The following is an 18111-nucleotide window of genomic DNA, read 5'->3' on the forward strand; positions in this document are numbered from 1 at the left end:
CAACTTTTTTGCTTATACTCAATGAAAATCAAAGAGCAAACTAGGAAGCTAGCCGCAGGTTGCTCAAAACACAGTTTTGAGGTTGTGGATAGAACTGACGAAGTCAGTAACACATAAACGGCAAAGGGACGCTGACGTGGTTTGAAGAGATGTTCGAAGAGTATTATTCAAAGACAAATTGATTGTGATACAGTTCGGAGTAGAATCCTCCAAGCTTGAGTAATTCGTGATGGTTTCCTTGCTCGATAACCTCACCATCCTTAAGGACAATGATCTGATCAGCATTGAGAATGGTTTTCAAGCGGTGAGCAATTACAAAACTAGTTCTTCCAGCTACAATTGCCTCCATGGCATTTTGAATCTTACTTTCTGTTACAGTATCAACGTTTGATGTTGCCTCATCCAAGATTAAGACCTGTGGATCTGTCATCAAGGTACGAGCGATAGAAATCAACTGCTTCTGACCGGTTGAGAATACGCTCTGATCATCATTAATCAGAGTATCGTACTTATCTGGTAGACTTTCGATATATTCATGGATATGTGTAGCTTTGGCAGCTGCTTCTACCATCTCCTGACTAGCATCTGGGACACCGAATCGAATATTGTCCCGAATGGTTCCGCTAAACAAAACAGAATCCTGTAGGACAATTCCTACCTTACTTCGCAAACTATCTAAATCAAACTCGCGGATATCTGTTCCATCAAAGCTGATACTACCAGCATCCACATCATAAAAACGATTGATGAGGTTCATGATGGTTGTTTTCCCTGAACCTGTCGGACCAACAACCGCAATCATTTTTCCTTTTGGTGCCGAAATGCTAACATCTTTCAGAATTGGTTTGCCTGGAAGGTAGGAGAAGTCTACATTACGAATCTCCACACCATCTTTTAATTCGTTAAAGACTGGAGCATCTTGAGGACGAATTTCTTCTTCTGCATCAAACATTTCTTGGATACGATCTGCACCTGTAAAGGCCAGTTGCAAACTTCCCCAGCTCGCCGCTAATTGGATAATAGGCTGGTAATATTGCTGAGAAAACTGGGTAAACATGACAATCAAACCCAGAGCAGTTGCTGTCTCGATGTTCTTATCATTCAGTAAGACAGCTGATCCTACAAAAATAACGACTGCTGTGTTGACCAAGCTCATTCCGTTCATGACAGGAAAGAGAATTCCTGAGAACATTCTTCCCTTAAAAGTGGCTTTTCGAACCCGTTCATTTTGCTCAACAAAACCAGTAATCACATCCTCTTGGATACCTTGAACGATAACTGCTTTTTGCCCAGAGATACTCTCATCCATATAAGCATTGAGCTTCCCAACTTCCTTTTGTTGGAGGTTGGTGTATTTCCGCGCTAGCTTTAAGATAAAGAACAACATGACAACTGCTATCGGAGTGCTAGCAGTCGTAATCAACGCCAAGGTAACATTTTTTGCAAACATGACAATCAGCAAGCCAATATAAAGAGCAATGTTGGTCATAACAGACACTAGACTTTCGTTGAAAGCCTGGAGGATGTTGTCCAAGTCACTGGTAAAACGAGACAGAATATCCCCATCTTGATGACGGTCAAAGAAGGAAACGGTCAAGCGAGAAAGCTTGCCAAAAAGCCCCTTACGCATTTCATTTGTCGATTCGGCAATAATGCGACTCATCAAGACCATATAGATGAGACTAGACACTACTAAAACAATCAAAATATAGGCAAGATTGACCAGGAGTCCAAAGAGACTTTGCCAAACCATATCAGGATTCCCATTTTGATAGGCTATAACCAAATTAGCCAGTTCTGTGACTGTTTGACCTGCAAATACTGGAAAGAGGGCTTGTGCTACCGTTGCAATGATAATCATAGTGATAACAACGACAAAGGATATCTTGTAAACTTTAAAATAGTTCCAAAAAAATCGAAATGTCTTCATCCTACTCCTCCTTTCCTTTTTGCGTTTCGTAAATTTCTCGATAAACGGGATTCGTTGCGACCAAGTCAGCATGTTTACCTTGACCAATCAAGCGACCTTGATCCAGCACTAAAATTTTATCCGCATGCACAACAGAGCTTATTTTTTGGGCGATGATAATCGTAGTTGTCCCCTTCAAATCCTTGTTAAGGGCTTCTTGGACCAAACGTTCTGATTTAGCATCAAGGGCAGAGGTTGAATCATCAAAAATCAATATCTTAGGATTGCTGACAATCCCACGCGCAATCGACATTCTTTGTTTTTGTCCACCAGAAAAGTTAGTCCCACGTTCCTCAACCGGACTTTCAAAGGCCAAGTCCATGCGACTGATAAATTCACTAGCTTGTGCGATACGAGCTGCGCGTTCCATTTCTGAAACCGTCGCATCTCCCTTACCTTGTCTGAGGTTATCTGCGATGGTTCCACTAAAAAGAATGGCTCTCTGTAAGACGATAGAAACTGTTTTGCGAAGTGTCCCTTCACTAACTGTACGAATGTCCTTTCCGCCAATTTTGATAGTACCTTGCTGAGGATCAAACAGTCGTGGAATCAACTGAGCCAAGGTTGATTTCCCTGCACCAGTTGCTCCGACAACCCCAACCATCTCACCAGCTGCAATATCGAAGGATACATCTTTTAGGATAGGTTCTTCATCATTTGGATAGGTAAAGGTCACATTTTCAAAACTGAGACTTCCTTCCAAATCTTCATCTTCCACATTCTTAAAGGTCATAGCTGGTTCTGTATCCAGGATTTCACGAATACGACGGAGGGAAATCATGGCACGAGTAACTGAATTCCCCAAAAATCCGACCATAACGATGGTAAAGATAATCTGACTCAAGTAGCTTACAAAGGAAGCAATGGAACCAACCACTGAAGGATCTGACTCTGCCATACCTGCTACAAGCCAGATTGAAAGAAAGACAGCACCGTAAGAAATCAACATCATTGCAGGTTGAACAATAGAAAAAGCATAGCCGATATAAAGGTTTTCTCCCAGCAACTCATCTGACACTTGCGTAAACTTATTAAATTGATCTTTTTCTCGGACAAAAGACTTAACCACGCGCACACCACGTAAATTTTCTTTAGCAATGGCATTGATACGCTCCAATAAGGTCTGGAATTTTGCAAAGCGTGGTCCCATCATCCCCATCATAAGACCTGTCATAGCAACGATCAAAACGACCATAAGAACCAGCACCCACCACAACGAAGGCAAGGTGACAACAGCTAATATAAAGGAACCAATAAATAAAATCGGTAGTCGAAAGAGGATTTGGAAGGTCATCATAACGACGTTTTGAATCTGATTGATATCGTTGGTCATACGCACAACGAGATTCCCTGCATTAAACTTCTCAATATTGGCGTATGAAAAAGTTTGAATCTTACGAAAGGCATCTTCCCTTAGGTCAGAAGAAACTCCTTGCGCAATATAGGCCGCTAACACAACATTGATACCACCTGCGACCAAACCAATCAAGGCAACAAGAATCAACCAAAAACCAATATTATAAATAGCTTCATTATCACCTGTTAGCAGTGCCTCTAAAACCTCCTGCAAATAACGTGGCTGCAGGAGTGAACTCGTTACCATTAGACCTGTCATAATTAAGGAAGCCAGAGCCTGCCATTTATAGGCTTTTATTTTCTGAAACAGCATATTTCCCCCTTATAAGATAGACAAAAGGGAACGACAGCTCTGTCAGTCCCTTCTTATGCTTTCATGTTGATGCTATTCTAACAAAAAAGAATGCTATTGTCAAAGCACTCAGCTCTCGCAAGCTTGTGAATCAAGACATTAGCATCCTATTAATCATTTTCATTTAGTACTGAATTTTATTGTTCTGAACTAGCTTGTTCTGAACTAGCTTGTTCTTCTAACTTAGCTCGACCAATTTCACGGTAGCTACGGTCCCCAACAATCTCAACTGAGAACTGACCATCTTGGTACTCGAGAATTGTGACACTACCATTATCAAGACCATGCGGATGCATGCCGTTAATTAAATAAACAATGGTACCAATAGTCATTCCATGGCTGACTACCAGTGCATTTCCTCCACCATTGGCTTCCATTTCCTTGGCAATGGCTTCAAAGCCTTCCCAGATACGACCACTTAGCTTTTCCCATCCTTCAGCCCAGCCTGCAGTATCCACTTCAACTAAGCCTTCAGCTAGTTCCGCATAGGACAAACGATGCACATGGTCGACATTAAAGATACGAGGAATAATCCCCATAAATAAGTCCCCATCATAAGCACCATCAAAACTACCAAAGCACCATTCACGGATTCGCTTATCCATACGATAAGGAATTTGCCCTGTTAAACCTAGTTCCTCAAGGATAATTCCCATAGTCTGGATGGTACGTCCTGAGTCACTCGAGTAAGCACGCTCAAACTTTAAGCCTGACTCACGCAAACCAATTCCCAATTCGTGAATACCTCGCTCACCTTCAGCTGTTAAAGGAGTATCACTCCAGCCTTGAGCACGCCCAATCGTATTAAACATTGTTTTCCCATGACGCACTAGATACAATTTTACACTTGCCATTTTTGGTCCTCCATATGTATCTATTATAGCATGATTTCAGGTAAAAACCTCGTACTAACTACTCTGTGCCCTTCTTTGAAGGTGCTAATTTGGAAGACCTAGCAGTCTCTTTTTTGATCCCTTCTTCTGTTTTCTCCTCATTTCCTTCTTTGGGCTTGTCTTCTGTTTTCTCAGACTTTTGACCGGTCCTTTTTAAAGGAGAAAAGTGAAATTCAAACTGATTTTTTCCTGTGTCAATAGTCGTTGTGAAGAATTTTTCGTCATTTCGATAAGTTGACTTCCCTACATTAAATGACTGCTCTCCATTTTCAGAAGTAGCTTTTTCATAGGTTCTCTTAGCCATAGCAAATGCAAGAAGTTTTTCTTTATTTAAGGCATAATCCTGATGATGTGCTAGTTGCCGATTTAGATAAAACTGCAACAAAAGACTAAAAATTCCAGCAATAGTGACAGCGTATAGGAGAACTCCTGCTCTAACTTTTTTCTTTTTCAACACGATAGATAAATTCCCTCTCTAGTCCCTTTTCAAACTGAAAGTGAAAGTGCAACTCCTGCCCTTTTTCTTGAATTCGAGCTGATTTTAGGCCGTAGACCATGGGTTGATAACCACGTCCACTAGCATCTGTTTTCCGGAAATCATTTGACTTTGATTTACCCATGGAAATGGGTTTGCCTTCCTGTTTGAGGTAAAGCCTATCATTCTCCACTTTTTCAAATTGGGCTCGATTCAGCTCTGTTTCTAGCTGATCCACAAATAAGAGCCATTCTTTTTGCTCACTTCTCTGCTGGTAGCGAACCTCTGAAACCAAGAGCTGACTCATAGCTTGAAAGAGGAGTAAGCTACCACTAATAACGATAAGGGCAACCAAGGATTCTAAAAGTGTGAAAGCTCTGACCCTACTTGTCTTGAATCGCCAGTAATTTCTCCGTTCCATGGTATACCTCCAAACCTCGCTCATTCGAGACAACATGAACCGTAAGGCCATTGACAGTCAACTGCTTTTGTCCAGTCTGCAAAGCCATACGAGCCACTCGCAAAACTTCTTCCTGTTTTAGAAGTTCTACTTCTCTTTTTCTACTTTCTTGAATCTGTCCCAGCAAGAGGGTTGCTATACTGGCAAAAATGGCTAGTGAAATCACTGCTTCCAGTAAAATAACCGCCTTAATTTTTTGCTTCTTGAATACGTTTAATCTTTCCATTTCCTAAATATAATTGATAACGAATCGTTTCTTTTCGCGTTTGAAATCTCACGCTCGCCAGAGAAGAATTCCCTCCAGCCTTATCAAAGGTAATTGACTGATTGGACTGCAATTGAATGCCTTTAGGGATGGCTAATTTCTGATAGCCATTCCCAATACTTCTCTCTTCTAACATTAAGATCATCTTCTGCTGACTAGCCAGACTTCGCTTCTGTGTTTCTCGATAAAGTTCCTCAAACTCCATAAAGAAAATTTGCTCTTCCACAGCTGCAAAAGTCGACTGAACTGAACTTGACAAACCCAAGGCTAACAGGCTGACTATTCCTAAGACCAATAAACTTTCTAGCATAGTAAAAGCCCTAATCCGAAACTGTTTGACTTGTCTTTTGTTTTGCATGATATTCCTTATAGGCTTTTGCTTGCTCAGCAGTGATACGTCCATCTGCCTGTAATTTGCTTAGACTAGCATCTTCATTTTTATCCAGACTATACAGTTCTGCTTGGCTTTCTACCACCTTGACGACAGCTGCTTTCCCCTTATCATTGACTGCATCCTTTTGCTTAGTAAGATTTGGCACAAACAGTAAGAGTAGGACGCTAATGATAAGAAGGACCACTAACATTTCTACAAGAGTGAACCCTTTTACCGTAGTTCCCTTTAATTTCATCATCATTTTTTTCATCTAAAAATTTACCTCCATATTTTGATACATTGGCAGCAACATAGCTGCATACAATAAAACGATTAGCAGGGCTACAAAAATAAAGACCAGTGGTTGAACAAGGTTCATGGTCCGATTGACTCGGGTAAAGAAGGATTCCCAGGTTTTTTCCGCATATATTTCCAATTCGCTTCCCAACTTGGATTTAACCTCTCCATATTCAATGATTAATCCCAACTCCTTTCTAAAGAAGGGATAGTTCTGAACAACCTTAGAAAATTCATGCCCATTTTGCAAAGATTGATCTAAATCGTATCCAATTTCCTTAAAAAGAGGATCTCCTTGCTCCTGCATCATCTGGAAAATCTGTGCCAACTCTAAACCTTGTCCAATCATATTTCCCCATTCCCGAGCATAATAAGCAGTTAGATAGTACTGAACAAACACACCTAAAAAGGGGATTCTAGCCAGATAAGAAAAGACTTGTATCTTCTTAGATTTTCTGTAGAATATCAGTCCTGTTAAAGATGCAAGACTTAGTGCCAGAATAAGTCCGAGAAAAATCTGTGGCAGGTTACTAATCACTAAGGTAGCTATGTTACTACTATCCAGTTGGGGCAAGAGATAATTCCGCAATCCTAGCATAATTAACAGTAAAAAAGCTAGCAAAATAAGTGGGTAGGTCGCAACTTCAATTAACTTCTTCTTGACCTTAGCAAGATTATCCAAATATTCTTCAATTTTCCCCAAACTCAAATGGAGATTTCCATGAACTTCAGCCAATGAAAGCTGAGTGACAATCGCACTCGAAAAACCTAAATTCCCCATCATTTCCGAGAAAGATTTTCCTTTCGATAGTCCTAGGCGCATCTGCGAAACATATTCCTTCTCCAACAAAAGACTTCTATCAAGAAAGGAAATGATTTCTACCAAGTGAAAACCACTAGAAAACAAATTGTTAAAGAGAGTGATGATTTTCTTCTGCTTACTGGTAGCTAATTTTCTCCGTTTCAGCTTGAAGGGCAGTGATATGTCCGTCTTTAAGAAGCTGATCAATTTGCTCATTCCACTTTTCTGCCTGGTGTTCTGAATAATTTTGGTTTGCAAAATCAATAATTCCTCCTCCCCCGATTAGTCTCTGGTAGCAAACACCTTGTAAAACAACTGCGAGTTCATCTTCACTAACACCAAGTTCTAAAAGACGCTCATAGACCCCACGAATACTCTTTGCATGTATGGTCGAAAACACTGTAGCTCCCGTTAAGCTCGCTCTTACAACAGCACGGGCTGTTTCGCTATCCCGGATTTCTCCAATGATTAAAAGATCTGGTCGGTGTCGCAAAGAAAGTTTTATCAAGTTTTCATAACTCAATCCAATAGCTTCATTGAGTTGTAATTGCAGCATCTCTTCTTGCTTAATCTCGACTGGATCCTCAATGGACATGACTTGTTGTCCCTTAAACAATGACTTAGCTAATTCATGCATTAAGGTAGTTTTGCCACTTCCTACAGGTCCTGCAAATAGATAAAGGCCGCGTTGCCTAAAGCCCTTTTCTAGTTCCTTAAGGTCTTGAAACCAGAAGCGCAACTCTTGTTCTTCATCGTGCAAAAGGCGAATAACTAAACTCTCATGACCACGATAATCTCCTACCGTCGATAAGCGGAGTGAAGAAACCTTGCCATCATGCTGATAATCACAGGACCCAAGCTGACTACGACGCTTTTCTCCAACATTCATCCCCGCAATAAATTTAAAATGACTAATCACTGCGCCCAACTTTTCAAAGTCATAGCTATTAATCAAACGCCTTTCATCACCTATTCGCATATGCAACTCATAACCCTTGTCCTTGGGAATAAAATAGATATCCTGAGCTCCATCCTTTTTTGCGAGACTAATCAATTCTTGTGCAAGTGCTTGTACCATATTCCCTCCTCAGTTAATTATTCGAAGAAAATACAAAAAAAAGAACAACTTTATTAAAAAGTTGTTCCATCTTTTTTGATGCGACACGTCCGGTGGATTTCTAAACCAGTTTGTTTTTCATAACCCGGTCTGAATTTTTCATCTGGTATAACTTGACCATCTTCCAGTAAAGCCAAGGAATGATATTGCTGCAGAAATTCATCACATTCCTCACACCAACGCTTATCCTCCGGATTCCAAAATATGGTCATTAAGTCTCCTCGACTTTTATATAGTGGAATTTTCTTTTCCAGTTCAAACCAGCAAGATTTATAATACTTCAAGGCATCATAGTAATTTTCAAATTTCTTACTACTAATGACGTCTTCTTCCCATCCTTCTATGAACCACCAAGGTTCAAAATCCCCGTACATTTCTATAACTCGATACATCGTTTCATTTCCTTTGTATCGTATATTATAGCGAAATTTTAAGAACAATGAAAGAAATTTGCTCGCTTTCAGTAACTACCTTAAGGAGTTTCTCATTAACCAAAACACACAATATAATATAGCTAACGAAAAAGCAGCAACTAAAACTAGTCACTGCTTTATGTTTCTAAGCTTGATAACGTTTTTCCCCATCGAGATAAGTTGCTACCAATTCCAAATCTTTATCAAGAACGATAAAATCAGCATCGTAACCTTCACGGATTTGTCCACATACATCATCAATGTGAACTGATTTTGCTGGGTTGAGACTGGCCATCATGACTGCTTCATGAGGATTTGCAATACCCCATTCAACAACATTTTTCAAACCGTCTTTAAGTTTGAGAATAGAACCTGCCAAGTTCCCTGTAGATTTAAGACGAGCAGTCCCATTTTCAACCACAACTGGGAATTCTCCCAACATATAGTCACCATCTTGTAAACCACCAGCTGTCATACAGTCTGTAATAAGAGCAATATTTTCAGTACCTTTTTGTTTAAGAAGAATATCACAAGCTTTAGGATCCACATGATGACCATCGCAAATCAACTCTGCGTAAGTATGAGGCAATTCATACATGGCACCAACCATCCCAAGTTCACGATGAGTCAAACCACGCATACCGTTATAAGCATGTACCCATACACTTGCTCCAGCATCAACAGCTTTTTTAGCTTCATCAAATGTTGCATTAGAGTGACCAAGAGCAACCGTTACACCTTCTCCAGTAATAGTACGAACAAAGTCTTCTACACCTTCACGTTCTGGAGCAAGCGCAATCTTATTAAGAAGGCCATTAGCAGCTTTCTGCCAAGCACGAAACTCATCCATTCGAGGATCCTTCATGTAAGCTGGATTTTGAGCCCCCTTATACTTTTCAGTAAAGTAAGGACCTTCAAAATAAATACCACGAATCTTGGCCCCAGTCGCTTCTTTGTAACGTGCCCCAATATTTTCAGTTACTGCTAATAACTGCTCATATGAAGATGTCAAAGTTGTTGGCAAAAAGCTGGTTACACCCGTACTAAGTAGACCCTCACTCATTGTATGAAGCGTACCTTCAATGTTATTATCCATAACATCAACCCCACCAAAACCATGAATGTGAGTATCCACAAGACCTGGGGCAATACAATAACCACTATAATCAATAATTTCAGAACCCTCTGGCACTTGATCTACATGCTTACCAAATTTACCATCGACTAGTTCAAGAAAACCGCCACGGCGAACACCATGAGGATAGAAAAATTGATCTGCTTTAATATATTTAGGCATAATGATAACCTCCGTAATTGATTAATTTAATATTTATTATGTCAATTACATTATAAACCTTTCTTACCAATTTGTAAATGGTATAGACCTGTTATAGTTAAAAATTACAAGAAATAAATTAAGATTTAGTAAACATATAGTAAAAACTAAAATATTAAACATTAATCTTTAAAAGAAAAATTTTGAAAAATATAAGTAATATTAAGTAACTCTGGAAGAAAAAATAAAAAGACAAGGCTAATAAACCTTGTCTTTATTACTATACCGGCGGCCGGGGTCGAACCGGCACGTCCTTGCGGACACTGGATTTTGAGTTCTATGAACCCATTTTTTAAATCTTATAACCTTGATTTAATAGGGTTTTAGAACTTTTGAATCTTGCAAAATAGACTCATTTTTTAAATTTTAGTAACTTTTTGGTAACTCATCTTTCTCTCTTAAATAACTACTTCCATAAATAGTGAGTCAATAATCTTATTTCTCAGTCGTTGATTTCCTTGCCCCATTTGGTCCTAGAATCGCATTAAACGTTCCCTTTTCAAACTGTAGGTGAATATGATCAACCACTAGATGATTTCCATACCGTTTACTGATGTTTTTAGCTGGTAATATCATGTTCTCTCTCCTTTTTGACAGTATCAGTCTAGCAAAAAAGCCGTTTAAAAAACGGCCTTTTGGGATAAGCGGTCAAAATGAGAACCTAAGTGGCAAGATGAAAGTGACAAAAAGAAGAAGAAAATTTAATGCAACCATTCTTTCCCCCATTGATTCAAGTCCTTTAAAATCGGCATCAGCGATTTCCCTTTTCCTGTCAGCTCATATTCTGTATGCTCTGTCATGACTTATAACGCACGTTTTTATATCCTTTTGGCTATCTGTGCGATTTTTTCGAGTTCTTCTTTCCGTTGACGATCACTCATATACTCCACTCGTGTAACTTGTGTCATTTTAACCGGTTTAATACCACAGGGTTTCAAGATTTGAGATTTTAGAACCTTTGCGTAGTCTTGAGAAAAAGGAAGAAAAATTTTTGGCGTATTATGCGTCGTAATGATCCACGCTTTTCCATCTAGTTTCCCCACCGGACCTCGAGGTCCATTCTGATAAGCAAAACCTGCAACAAAAACACGATCAATAAAACCTTTTAAAATAGCTGGCATTCCACTCCACCAAGTAGGGAAAATAAAAATCAACTGATCCGCCCAACTCAATAAATCTCTATATGGTTTCATGTCTTCATTATGCTGTAAATTTCTCCTTTTATGCGTTTCATCAAAACGTAAAACCGGATCAAAGTTTTCTTTATATAAGTCTATTATTTTAACTCTATGCTCTGGTGCTAAATGCTTTTGCACAGTTTGAAGGATTGACGCATTATAACTTGTTTCATTCGGATGTGAATAGATTATTAAAACATTCATCAGCTATCTCCTTTTATATAAATATCAAGCATCGTTCTGACGGTCTTTTGAACATCATTTTCTTTAAAGTTTTCTCCAACAGGACTCCTTACCAATAGAGCCAAACCAGCAATAAAACTCCAAAAATTGATCAATATTTCTGCGTCACTACTAGAAAGATTTTCCTCATCTTTAAGTCTTAACGCTACCGACTTAAAATGTTCAAATCCTGGTAAAGAGGAGTTGACTGAAATAGTTTCCTGGGATAACTCCATATAGTTATATGGAAATTTGATAAATAATGCTTCAAATAGATAGGTTTCCTCTTGGGCAAACCATACAAAGTTACAGCCCATCAGAGTTAGTTGAGTTCTTGCATCTATGGAAGTATCAATTCCAAGTATCATATTTTTCAAAAAGAACATTGATAAGTGTTCCATAACAACTTGAATATATCTATCTTTACTTCCAAAATGCTTATAGGGAGCTCCATGAGTCACCCCACATTTTTGAGCTATTGTACGCATAGACATCCGGTCAATCCCGTTAGTTCTGATTTCTTCAATGCCAACCGAAATTAACTTTTCTTTCAGTTCTTCCGTATTCCGTTTCATTTGACCACCTTCCCTTATCAAAGTATACGTTGTCTACTTTTTATAAAGTATACACCGTCTACTTATATTTGTCAAATAAAAAAATACTCAAAACTTAGCTTTAGAGTCCCTAACCTTCTGTTATGTACTCTCCTAAGGAAAGTTTCTAAGAAGATTTTATCTTCAATTAAAAGGCTGAGACTACTGTCCCAGCCTTTTACTCATCCTTATTGACATTGAAACAAAAGCAATACTAAAACGACAAAGACAAGGATAAAACACCTTGTCTTTTTAAAATACTAGCAACTTAGACTAACATAGTTTCAAAGCAAAAACAAACTAATGGCAAAATCTAAATGTCAAATCATTCATTAATCAATTCCTCAATTTCCTTTATCCCTTCAAACTCTCCAACACTTTCGAAAAGTTCTATAGCTCGTTTGAAATGTCTATTGGATAATTCCGTATCTTCCAAGGCTAAACAGATTTCACCTAACCCTCTATAGCTACAAGCTTGAGAAATCACGTCATCAGTCTCTAAAGATTGTTCCAATGACAGATTCATGAATGTAAGTGCTTCATCAAGGTTGTTTAATTTAAATCTCACATAGCCTTGTTCGTAGTTATTCACAGCTTTCTTTAGATTATCGTTTGGAAAATACTCTTCAACTATCTTCTCTTCGTCTTCAATGAGTTTTAAAGCCTTATGAAAATCACCCTGTTCTCTGTAGATCATCGCTAATTGATGTAAGCCAATATGTTCATTTTCTTTATCTTCATTTTGTTGAGCTAATAAAATGTATTTCTCAAAGATATGGGTACACGAGGCATAGTCTTTTTCTGCCAATAATAAATACCCCATCAGATTTAAAAGGCTAAAATCTGTACAGGTATCAATGGAAAAATCTTGTTCAACCAACTTTTTAGCTTCTGATGTTTTTCCCTCCAGAAACAAGTCCCAAGCTGTATCAATTTTAGAGACCATCTATTTTCCCCTTTCAACTATAAACAACCTTCATAAAATAAAATCACTCAACAAGAATATACTAATCTTTACCTATTGAAACTTCTAAATGTTCTTTCTTTAATGGAATTCCGTCAATATTTTAGACACATTTTGGGAGGAAATTTTGAAGACTAGCGTCCTTCTAGTTTTCCCAATAAGTTTTAACTTCTTCAAAAATCTTATTCAAAAGTTCTGCATCTTTTTCTGACAACTGATTTTTTTCTATAACTCTATCTTTTAGTTCTGTTGCCTTTATTTTATTTCTTGCCACCGAAACTGCTATTGAATGTTTCAAAATATCAAACTCATCCTTTGAAAAGTTTGCAATATTGGTAAGATCTAATTGTTCTAGAGGTAAACTACTGATAATTGAATAAGGTTTTTGTCCCAGCAAATAATCTGTAGTAGTACCAAAGATATTTGCTAATTTCACAACGAATTCTAATCCTGGTTCTAACGTTCCATTCTCCCACCGAGAATATGTCCCTTGTTGAACTCCAATTAATTCCGATATTTGTACTTGAGTTAACTTTTTTGATTTTCTGAGAGTTTTTAACCTCTCTGAAAATTTATAATCCTCTGTATACATAATTCTCCTATAGATATTCTTATTCGTATATTTTTGCTTGACAAAATATTCTAAACGGTATAAAATAGAATTATTCCATAAGGAATATTTATTTTAAGATTAAATATTCCATTGAGAATATTATAACATAAAAGGAGGTAAAAGCGTATGTAACTAGTAGTCGATTTAAAAAATTTTAATAAAGGAGGTAAGATTCGACAAAATAAAAAAATCTTGAAACAAATGTGCCGTTCGTTCCAAGATCAAAACATATTATGTAACAATTATACCACAGAAAACTCTTCAGTTGCACAAGAAAATTTCGGAGGTTTCACAAAAAGATGACCAATAAAGAGTTAGTCAATCAAATTTCTGGCCTAAACTCTACCTCTACTCTTAAAAATTGGATCCAACTGATTAAAGAGATAAGTGGCAAGGAATTTAAGAAAATTAAAGTTCCTATCAGTAGAAATCCCAGAACTCATCAATTAAGTTATACAGTTGCCTATGATTTTACAGACGAAGACCTTAGAAAATTTCAAAAGTTAGCTAAACTAAAACTTGAAATAGGTCTAAAAGAGGCTATACAAGGCGTATTTGGGAGTCTAGCAGACAATGAGCATGAATCCCTAAACCAAGTAATAGATGAGCTCTACGATGAACTGAGCGCCTTAAAACAGGAATTTAAGCGAGAAATACGACTGATACAAATTGAGAATGCCAACCTAAAAAAGAAAATCCAAGATATTGAAGAGTCGATGCAAACCGGCTTACTAGGGTTTGTTAACAAGAGGTCAAAAAATAGGTTCGGCTAATAGCGAGTTTTCGGCTGAGCCATGAGGCAGAAAGCCGAAAATGAGCGTAGATGCGGACGGACCATTTTTGACCGATAGGGTGTGTAGTAACACCACCCTCTGCAAGTTAGGTGTACCATCGAAAGAATTCAGTATTCCCAAGGGTTTTGGAGATTTTAAGGGTGGCAAAATTAGGCAAAAAGTTGAATCAAAATCTATGGCAAAAAATGAGCATTTACGTTCTGTATTTGACTGGATTCAAATTCAGTTTGATAAGACTGAATTTTCGCCAAGAGAAATAATCGAAGACATCCTATTTCTTGACTTTGACCTATTTATTGAGAATAAGGGGAGCCTTAAATACTATAACTATGATAGCCAGCTTCATTATGGGAACATCCGTATCTACTATGGATCGAAAGAGTCGTCCTACATGCTTGTCATGTCAGGACAGGCACTCGAATTCTATAGAGATATGGTATTAAATCCAAATGGCCTGACCGAAAGACAGTTTCTAAACAATCTCTACTACAATTACAATCGTTTTTCAATCAGACGAATTGATATTGCTATAGATGATTTTAATGAAACTCCCTATTTCACTCCTAATCAGCTTCTAAAGATCTGTCAGAAGAAACGCTTTATATATGGAAAAAGCACCTACTACAATACCTACGGAGATGAAACAATCGGCCAGACCTTATATTTAAGAAAACCCAATGATGATGAAAGACTTAGAATTTACGATAAGCGCTTAGAACGAGCTGAGAAGCTCGGCATCAGCAAGCGGTATATAGAAAATTGGATAAGAACTGAGTTAGAACTTAGGAAAGAAAAAGCTCACTACTTCATTCAAGAATGGTTGCATTCGGAAATAGATCTTCTCAACTTTACCAAGGGATATCTCAAAGAAAAAGTGAGGTTCTATAGTGATAGTCACTTCTCAAAACCTTTGAGATCTTGGGAAAAGTTTTTAGGTCACTCAAAACCTGTCTCTATCATTATTTCAAAACCAAAAACAGAACTAGAACAAAAATTAGAATGGTTTACCTATAAAGGTTCCGGAGCTATTCTAAAAGCGTATAAATTTCTATACGACAATAACTTACTGCATGAGTATGAGAAGTCTAACTATCTCGCACTCAACAATATGGAATATCCACCAGATTTAGCAAGTGGATTAATAGAAAGGGCAATACTCTTTAAAAGAGAGGATTTGATCCCCACAATCAAAGAAAATATCAAAAGGAGAAATTAATTATGGCAAAAATGCTTTCACAAAATGACTGGAATTTTAATAACATTGGAACAAAATTTGAATTGGATGAAGTCATTCCAAAATTTGAAACGGAAGTCCGAGCAGACGCAAACGGAGAAATTATCAAAAACCGAGATGGTAGCGAAAGACGTTTTAATACCGATAAAATCATTGGTTGGAAATACAATGTAACAATTAAGGATGGACAATTCAAAAAGAAATCAACCCAAGTCTCAGTAGACAATCCAGATGCCTTGGTTGATAATGACTATATCCAAGCAATGGATGAAGTACCAGTTACATTTGACAATTTACAAGCTACTATGATTAGTTCGACAATGTATTACAAGGCAGATGCTATCCATTTAGTAGATGTAAAACAAAAATAAATATCAGACAAGGGGAGTTAATCCTCCCCTTACTTAATCTAATTAGAAAAGGAGATCACATGATTAAAACTGTAACAAAAGATGACCTTATCGAACTTGGATTTGCTCCAGGAACTGCAAGAAAGATTATCCATACCGGCAAATTACTATTAGTGAATCGTGGTTTTAACATCTACGATAACAAAAGGATTGGTACAATTCCAGCCAGTGTCGCAGAAGAACTATTAGGAATTGAACTCCAGAAAGAAGCGTAGCTTATGGCTTTACGTAAAAGTAGAGACGGAACTTGGATTGTTGATGTTTCCAATGGTATAAATCCAATATCTCTAAAACAACGTAGAATTGTAAGAAAAGGATTCAAAACTAAAAAAGAAGCATTGGAGGCCGAACAATACTTACGAAGTGTAGAACTTAAAGAAAAAAGCTTCAACTCAAAAATATCAATTGATATCCTTTATGATCTCTTAAAAGAAGAGGATAAAATAAACAACAGAAAACAAAGTTATATAGATACACAAGAAAACAATTATAACAGGCATATAAAAAGTTATTTTGAAAAAGTTGATGATGTATCCAAATTAACGTATGAAGATATCTATCAATTCAGAGAACATTTAAGAGATAAAAATGCTCAAAACTCGGAAAAGAAGCTAAGTCCAAATACTATTAATAAAATTATAATTTTACTAAAGAAAATTTTGGATGTTGGATTAAGAAAGGGATTTTACAAGGAACACCCCGCAGGATTGCTAAAAAAATTGCCAATAGAAAAAGCAAAATTAAACTTCTGGACCGTAAAAGAATTCAAGCACTTCTTAACACTATTTAACGACAATGAATACAATATAAAGTTGCTATTCACTGTTCTATTCTTTACTGGCCTAAGACTCGGAGAAGCTCTTGCTCTAACGTGGAAAGATATAGAGTTTTCTACAAATACAATTCATGTAAGTAAATCTGTATACGTCAAAAAAGGTGAAGAACATATTAGTAGTACAAAGACAAAGGCTGGAACTCGAAGAATCATCTTGAATACCAAACTAGTGGAGACACTAGAAGATTGGAAACAGATACAGCATGAAAGATTGAAAGAATTTACAACCATCCTAGATGATCTACAGATATTTCAAAATAGCCCTATTACGATAACTAAAGATTCAATAGAGAAGCAATATAAAAAGATATTACAAAGAGATAATACTCTAAAAAAGATAAGAATCCATGACTTCAGACATTCACATGCTTCACTTCTAATAAATCAAGGAGAAGATTATCTTGTTGTAAAAGAAAGACTAGGTCATGCATCTATAACTACAACAATAGATACTTACTCTCATTTATATCCAAGTAAACAACAAAAATTAGCGGATAAATTAGATGATTTGTTATAGAATTAGTAATTTTTAGTAACTCAGAACCAAAAATTCAACGAATAAAAGAAAAAGACAAGGTCCAAAAACCTTGTCTTTAATACTATACCGGCGGCCGGGGTCGAACCGGCACGTCCTTGCGGACACTGGATTTTGAGTCCAGCGCGTCTGCCAATTCCGCCACGCCGGCAAATAGTAACTGGGGTAGCTGGATTCGAACCAACGCATGAGGGAGTCAAAGTCCCTTGCCTTACCGCTTGGCTATACCCCAATAATATAAAATAGGCGAGTGATGGGGATCGAACCCACGCATGCCAGAGCCACAATCTGGTGTGTTAACCACTTCACCACACCCGCCATACTATTAAACACGGGCAGTAGGAATTGAACCCACACTGAAGGTTTTGGAGACCTTAGTTCTACCTTTAAACTATGCCCGTAGAAGATGGAAGGGGAGGGATTCGAACCCCCGAACCCGAAGGAGCGGATTTACAGTCCGCCGCGTTTAGCCTCTTCGCTACCCTTCCGTATGATTTTAAAAAATGGCGCGAGACGGAATCGAACCGCCGACACATGGAGCTTCAATCCATTGCTCTACCAACTGAGCTACCGAGCCAATATTGCGGGAGCAGGATTTGAACCTACGACCTTCGGGTTATGAGCC

Annotated in this window: 21 protein-coding genes, 6 tRNA genes and 2 pseudogenes; 5 read left to right on the forward strand and 24 right to left on the reverse strand. The window is 37.7% G+C overall.

Annotated features, from left to right (window positions below; translation table 11 throughout):
- Nucleotides 1–163 precede the first annotated feature (163 nt).
- The 18 genes and pseudogenes from QM419_RS06160 to QM419_RS06245 all read right to left on the reverse strand — a co-directional run bounded on the left by QM419_RS06160 (nt 164) and on the right by QM419_RS06245 (nt 13657).
- Complete coding sequence (locus tag QM419_RS06160) at nt 164–1930, reverse strand: ABC transporter ATP-binding protein (RefSeq protein ID WP_414278234.1); 1767 nt, start codon at nt 1928–1930, stop codon at nt 164–166.
- A gap of 1 nt (nt 1931) precedes the next feature.
- Nucleotides 1932–3638, reverse strand: a complete 1707-nt coding sequence (locus QM419_RS06165) for an ABC transporter ATP-binding protein (RefSeq protein WP_414278235.1) — start codon at nt 3636–3638, stop codon at nt 1932–1934.
- A gap of 176 nt (nt 3639–3814) precedes the next feature.
- Entirely contained in the window at nt 3815–4531 is a 717-nt protein-coding gene (locus QM419_RS06170; RefSeq protein ID WP_414278236.1) for a histidine phosphatase family protein, read from the reverse strand.
- A gap of 58 nt (nt 4532–4589) precedes the next feature.
- A complete protein-coding gene (gene comGG / locus QM419_RS06175) occupies nt 4590–5027 on the reverse strand; it encodes a competence type IV pilus minor pilin ComGG (protein ID WP_254724593.1) in 438 nt (145 codons plus the stop codon).
- Nucleotides 5005–5466 carry a competence type IV pilus minor pilin ComGF gene (gene comGF / locus QM419_RS06180; RefSeq protein ID WP_320694052.1) on the reverse strand — a complete coding sequence of 154 codons (462 nt, stop codon included), beginning with the start codon at nt 5464–5466 and terminating at the stop codon, nt 5005–5007. The genes comGG and comGF overlap by 23 nt, the downstream gene beginning before the upstream one ends.
- Complete coding sequence (comGE, locus tag QM419_RS06185) at nt 5429–5731, reverse strand: competence type IV pilus minor pilin ComGE (RefSeq protein ID WP_024053803.1); 303 nt, start codon at nt 5729–5731, stop codon at nt 5429–5431. Before comGE ends, comGF begins: the two co-directional genes overlap by 38 nt.
- A complete protein-coding gene (comGD, locus tag QM419_RS06190) occupies nt 5694–6128 on the reverse strand; it encodes a competence type IV pilus minor pilin ComGD (RefSeq protein ID WP_024053804.1) in 435 nt (144 codons plus the stop codon). Before comGD ends, comGE begins: the two co-directional genes overlap by 38 nt.
- Entirely contained in the window at nt 6091–6414 is a 324-nt protein-coding gene (gene comGC / locus QM419_RS06195) for a competence type IV pilus major pilin ComGC (protein WP_024053805.1), read from the reverse strand. Before comGC ends, comGD begins: the two co-directional genes overlap by 38 nt.
- Entirely contained in the window at nt 6415–7458 is a 1044-nt protein-coding gene (comGB, locus tag QM419_RS06200; protein ID WP_254724597.1) for a competence type IV pilus assembly protein ComGB, read from the reverse strand.
- Nucleotides 7379–8320, reverse strand: a complete 942-nt coding sequence (comGA, locus tag QM419_RS06205) for a competence type IV pilus ATPase ComGA (RefSeq protein WP_070676995.1) — start codon at nt 8318–8320, stop codon at nt 7379–7381. The genes comGB and comGA overlap by 80 nt, the downstream gene beginning before the upstream one ends.
- A 53-nt stretch (nt 8321–8373) precedes the next feature.
- The gene (locus QM419_RS06210; protein ID WP_036752150.1) at nt 8374–8751 is read right to left on the reverse strand and encodes a DUF1033 family protein; all 378 of its coding nucleotides are present in this window, start codon (nt 8749–8751) and stop codon (nt 8374–8376) included.
- Nucleotides 8752–8917: 166 nt separating this feature from the next.
- Complete coding sequence (gene nagA, locus QM419_RS06215) at nt 8918–10069, reverse strand: N-acetylglucosamine-6-phosphate deacetylase (RefSeq protein WP_414278237.1); 1152 nt, start codon at nt 10067–10069, stop codon at nt 8918–8920.
- A 483-nt stretch (nt 10070–10552) separates the two neighbouring features.
- Nucleotides 10553–10684 (reverse strand): annotated as a pseudogene (locus tag QM419_RS06220) (ABC transporter ATP-binding protein); the annotation flags it as partial.
- Nucleotides 10685–10809: 125 nt separating this feature from the next.
- A pseudogene (locus QM419_RS06225) lies at nt 10810–10899 on the reverse strand (winged helix-turn-helix transcriptional regulator); the annotation flags it as partial.
- 27 nt (nt 10900–10926) lie between these two features.
- Complete coding sequence (locus QM419_RS06230) at nt 10927–11490, reverse strand: NAD(P)H-dependent oxidoreductase (protein WP_120701374.1); 564 nt, start codon at nt 11488–11490, stop codon at nt 10927–10929.
- Entirely contained in the window at nt 11490–12083 is a 594-nt protein-coding gene (locus QM419_RS06235; protein ID WP_120701375.1) for a TetR/AcrR family transcriptional regulator, read from the reverse strand. Before QM419_RS06235 ends, QM419_RS06230 begins: the two co-directional genes overlap by 1 nt.
- Before the next feature lie 343 nt (nt 12084–12426).
- A complete protein-coding gene (locus QM419_RS06240) occupies nt 12427–13047 on the reverse strand; it encodes a tetratricopeptide repeat protein (RefSeq protein WP_120701376.1) in 621 nt (206 codons plus the stop codon).
- A gap of 163 nt (nt 13048–13210) precedes the next feature.
- A complete protein-coding gene (locus QM419_RS06245; RefSeq protein ID WP_000287814.1) occupies nt 13211–13657 on the reverse strand; it encodes a helix-turn-helix transcriptional regulator in 447 nt (148 codons plus the stop codon).
- A 320-nt stretch (nt 13658–13977) separates the two neighbouring features.
- Here QM419_RS06245 and QM419_RS06250 point away from each other — a divergent pair, with 320 nt between their 5' ends.
- Genes QM419_RS06250 through QM419_RS06270 form a run of 5 tightly spaced genes read left to right on the forward strand, consistent with a single transcriptional unit; the run spans nt 13978 to nt 17468 of the window.
- Nucleotides 13978–14451 (forward strand): hypothetical protein, encoded by a 474-nt coding sequence (locus tag QM419_RS06250; RefSeq protein ID WP_270293039.1) that lies wholly within the window; start codon nt 13978–13980, stop codon nt 14449–14451.
- A gap of 40 nt (nt 14452–14491) precedes the next feature.
- Nucleotides 14492–15688 (forward strand): replication initiation factor domain-containing protein, encoded by a 1197-nt coding sequence (locus tag QM419_RS06255; RefSeq protein WP_414269663.1) that lies wholly within the window; start codon nt 14492–14494, stop codon nt 15686–15688.
- A gap of 2 nt (nt 15689–15690) precedes the next feature.
- Nucleotides 15691–16077, forward strand: coding sequence for a hypothetical protein (locus tag QM419_RS06260; protein ID WP_061853401.1), 387 nt, complete (start codon nt 15691–15693; stop codon nt 16075–16077).
- A gap of 59 nt (nt 16078–16136) precedes the next feature.
- Complete coding sequence (locus QM419_RS06265) at nt 16137–16331, forward strand: DUF3173 domain-containing protein (protein WP_000598356.1); 195 nt, start codon at nt 16137–16139, stop codon at nt 16329–16331.
- A 3-nt stretch (nt 16332–16334) separates the two neighbouring features.
- Nucleotides 16335–17468, forward strand: coding sequence for a tyrosine-type recombinase/integrase (locus QM419_RS06270; RefSeq protein WP_414278238.1), 1134 nt, complete (start codon nt 16335–16337; stop codon nt 17466–17468).
- An 85-nt stretch (nt 17469–17553) separates the two neighbouring features.
- Here the strand turns inward: QM419_RS06270 and QM419_RS06275 are convergent.
- The 6 genes from QM419_RS06275 to QM419_RS06300 all read right to left on the reverse strand — a co-directional run bounded on the left by QM419_RS06275 (nt 17554) and on the right by QM419_RS06300 (nt 18063).
- Nucleotides 17554–17637, reverse strand: a tRNA-Leu gene (locus QM419_RS06275).
- Nucleotides 17638–17646: 9 nt separating this feature from the next.
- Nucleotides 17647–17718: transfer RNA gene (locus QM419_RS06280), tRNA-Gln, on the reverse strand.
- Nucleotides 17719–17731: 13 nt separating this feature from the next.
- Nucleotides 17732–17804, reverse strand: a tRNA-His gene (locus QM419_RS06285).
- A 12-nt stretch (nt 17805–17816) separates the two neighbouring features.
- Nucleotides 17817–17887, reverse strand: a tRNA-Trp gene (locus QM419_RS06290).
- Between the two features lie 6 nt (nt 17888–17893).
- A tRNA-Tyr gene (locus QM419_RS06295) sits at nt 17894–17974 on the reverse strand.
- Nucleotides 17975–17990: 16 nt separating this feature from the next.
- Nucleotides 17991–18063 (reverse strand) — tRNA-Phe (locus tag QM419_RS06300).
- Between the last annotated feature and the right edge of the window lie 48 nt (nt 18064–18111).

Origin of the sequence: Streptococcus infantis (assembly GCF_047464715.1) — a bacterium.
Taxonomy (GTDB): Bacteria; Bacillota; Bacilli; order Lactobacillales; family Streptococcaceae; genus Streptococcus; species Streptococcus infantis_S.

Excerpts from the sequence above, each read along its gene's own strand:
- QM419_RS06250 (WP_270293039.1), top strand. The coding sequence starts at position 13,978 with ATGACCAATAAAGAGTTAGTCAATCAAATTTCTGGCCTAAACTCTACC.
- comGE (WP_024053803.1), bottom strand. The coding sequence starts at position 5,731 with ATGGAAAGATTAAACGTATTCAAGAAGCAAAAAATTAAGGCGGTTATT.
- QM419_RS06245 (WP_000287814.1), bottom strand. The coding sequence starts at position 13,657 with ATGTATACAGAGGATTATAAATTTTCAGAGAGGTTAAAAACTCTCAGA.
- QM419_RS06210 (WP_036752150.1), bottom strand. The coding sequence starts at position 8,751 with ATGTATCGAGTTATAGAAATGTACGGGGATTTTGAACCTTGGTGGTTC.
- QM419_RS06270 (WP_414278238.1), top strand. The coding sequence starts at position 16,335 with ATGGCTTTACGTAAAAGTAGAGACGGAACTTGGATTGTTGATGTTTCC.
- QM419_RS06260 (WP_061853401.1), top strand. The coding sequence starts at position 15,691 with ATGGCAAAAATGCTTTCACAAAATGACTGGAATTTTAATAACATTGGA.
- QM419_RS06165 (WP_414278235.1), bottom strand. The coding sequence starts at position 3,638 with ATGCTGTTTCAGAAAATAAAAGCCTATAAATGGCAGGCTCTGGCTTCC.
- QM419_RS06170 (WP_414278236.1), bottom strand. The coding sequence starts at position 4,531 with ATGGCAAGTGTAAAATTGTATCTAGTGCGTCATGGGAAAACAATGTTT.
- QM419_RS06160 (WP_414278234.1), bottom strand. The coding sequence starts at position 1,930 with ATGAAGACATTTCGATTTTTTTGGAACTATTTTAAAGTTTACAAGATA.
- nagA (WP_414278237.1), bottom strand. The coding sequence starts at position 10,069 with ATGCCTAAATATATTAAAGCAGATCAATTTTTCTATCCTCATGGTGTT.
- comGF (WP_320694052.1), bottom strand. The coding sequence starts at position 5,466 with ATGGAACGGAGAAATTACTGGCGATTCAAGACAAGTAGGGTCAGAGCT.
- comGB (WP_254724597.1), bottom strand. The coding sequence starts at position 7,458 with ATGAGCAAATTGATCAGCTTCTTAAAGACGGACATATCACTGCCCTTC.
- comGC (WP_024053805.1), bottom strand. The coding sequence starts at position 6,414 with ATGAAAAAAATGATGATGAAATTAAAGGGAACTACGGTAAAAGGGTTC.
- comGD (WP_024053804.1), bottom strand. The coding sequence starts at position 6,128 with ATGCAAAACAAAAGACAAGTCAAACAGTTTCGGATTAGGGCTTTTACT.
- QM419_RS06235 (WP_120701375.1), bottom strand. The coding sequence starts at position 12,083 with ATGAAACGGAATACGGAAGAACTGAAAGAAAAGTTAATTTCGGTTGGC.
- QM419_RS06255 (WP_414269663.1), top strand. The coding sequence starts at position 14,492 with ATGAGCGTAGATGCGGACGGACCATTTTTGACCGATAGGGTGTGTAGT.
- comGA (WP_070676995.1), bottom strand. The coding sequence starts at position 8,320 with ATGGTACAAGCACTTGCACAAGAATTGATTAGTCTCGCAAAAAAGGAT.
- QM419_RS06240 (WP_120701376.1), bottom strand. The coding sequence starts at position 13,047 with ATGGTCTCTAAAATTGATACAGCTTGGGACTTGTTTCTGGAGGGAAAA.
- QM419_RS06265 (WP_000598356.1), top strand. The coding sequence starts at position 16,137 with ATGATTAAAACTGTAACAAAAGATGACCTTATCGAACTTGGATTTGCT.
- QM419_RS06230 (WP_120701374.1), bottom strand. The coding sequence starts at position 11,490 with ATGAATGTTTTAATAATCTATTCACATCCGAATGAAACAAGTTATAAT.